This is a genomic window from Streptomyces endophyticus (genome assembly GCF_035798155.1).
Lineage (GTDB): Bacteria > Actinomycetota > Actinomycetes > Streptomycetales > Streptomycetaceae > Streptomyces > Streptomyces endophyticus.
Genome location: NZ_JAOZYC010000058.1, coordinates 1 through 1,717, shown reverse-complemented (window position 1 = coordinate 1,717; position 1,717 = coordinate 1). Strand labels below are relative to the sequence as shown.

Below are 1,717 nucleotides of genomic sequence, written 5' to 3'. Positions count from 1 at the left end.
CCGCCACCCGGGCGCTGCGCCGCATCGGCGACACCGCGAAGCGGCTGCCCGCGCCCGCGCCGGCGCACCTGCGCGGCGGGGTCGCGACGGCCGTGGAGGACGGGGCGTACGCCTGCGGCATCGACCAGTTCAAGGACAAGAGGTTCGGCGCGGCCCACACGTCGCTGACGGACTTCGCGGGCGCGTACAAGAGCGACAGACGACGGGCCCGCGCCCAGCAGGTCGCCATCGCCGCCGAGATCGCGCAGCTGCGCCCCGCCGCGGGGAACCGGCTGCCGCCGAGGGGTGAGCCGGGCGGCTCCCGCATGGAGCTGGTGATCAGCAACGACGGGCCCGACCCGGTCGAGGTCCTCTACACGGGCCCGGTCACCGGCCGCATCACCATCGTCGCCTGCGGGTCCTGCAAGGCGTACCCGACCGAGGCGGCGGGCCGCGGCAAGGCGTGCAAGGCGAGCGGCAAGAGCTACCCGAAGAAGACGCTGCGGCTGCCCGCGGGCACGTACCACTTCCTGCACAAGCCGGGCGGCCGCGACGCGACGGCGCTCGGGCGCGCGGCGGGCGGCAGCGTCAAGCCCGGCTACACGTACACACAGTGCAGCTACGTCGTGCGCGACGACCTGGGGGCGGAGCTGTAGACCGCGTGCTGCTCAGAAGCTGCGGGTGAACGGCTCCGGGTCGACCGCCATCAGGCCGGTGAACGGCCCGTCGAGCTGGTAGATCAGCAGCACGGTGAACGTGATGAGGGCGGACAGGCCCATCACCATCACGACGTGGGTGAAGCTGCGCTGCACCCCGAACATGAACATGAACGCCACGGTGAGGCCGCCCCCGACGATCAGGCCGAACCAGATCACCGGCGACAGCCGCTCACCCGCGTCGGTCTCCCGGCCCCTGCGCGCCTCGTCGAGCACGCTCAACTGCGCCAATGTCTCCTGGACCGTGGCCTGTTGGGAGGGTGTGGCATCGGACGACAGCCGGCTCTGCGCGCGGACGCCGCTCAGCAGCCGCCAGCCCGCCGCGTCCGGCGGATCGCCCTGCTCCATGGCCGGCCACTCCGTGTCGGCGACATGCGTCATGTACCGCTCGATGTCCGCGCGCACCCGCTCCCCCTGAGTGGGCGTCAGGCCGGCCGAGAGCAGGTGGATCTGGTGCGCCGCACTCGCCTCCGCGGCCGCGTGGTCCTCGGCCCCCGCGTGGGTGTCCCAGACCGATACGAGGGCGAGGCCCAGCACCAGCGCGTAGAGGACGCCGACCATCATCGAGATGTACTCGGCGACGTCCTCGCGCGGCTCGTCCTCCGGGCCGAGCGGCCAGTAGCGGTGCTTGACGAGGACGATCGCGGCGGCGAGCAGCGCGACGCCGAGGACGATGGCCAGTATCTCGATCATTCAGGGACCGCTTCCGTTCGGGGGCCGGTCGTTCCGGTCAGTGTTTGCGGGCGGAGCCGAGCACGGCCGCCGCGATCGCGGCGGGCAGCAGCACGAGGAACATCGCCGCCATGACGCCGAGTCCGGTGGGACGTCCGTCCTCGCGCACGAAACGGCTGAGCAGCGGGGGCTGTTGAGGCTTCTGGGCGTGTTCCCGGGACTGTTCGCGGGCGTGTTCCGGGACGTGCTGACCGGGCTGGTCGGGCTGCCGCGCCTCGGCCCCCTCGACATCGCCGTCAACGTCGCCGGAATCCTGCGCGGTTCATCCGTCGTGGACCTCGCCGACGCGG

At 72.3% G+C, this 1,717-nt stretch carries 1 protein-coding gene and 1 pseudogene; one reads left to right on the top strand and one right to left on the bottom strand.

Annotated features, from left to right (window positions below):
• Positions 1–635 (top strand): annotated as a pseudogene (locus OKJ99_RS08670) (hypothetical protein); the annotation flags it as partial.
• 12 nt (positions 636–647) lie between these two features.
• Here OKJ99_RS08670 and OKJ99_RS08665 read toward each other — a convergent pair.
• A complete protein-coding gene (locus OKJ99_RS08665) occupies positions 648–1,388 on the bottom strand; it encodes a bestrophin-like domain (protein ID WP_326015276.1) in 741 nt (246 codons plus the stop codon).
• Positions 1,389–1,717: the final 329 nt, after the last annotated feature.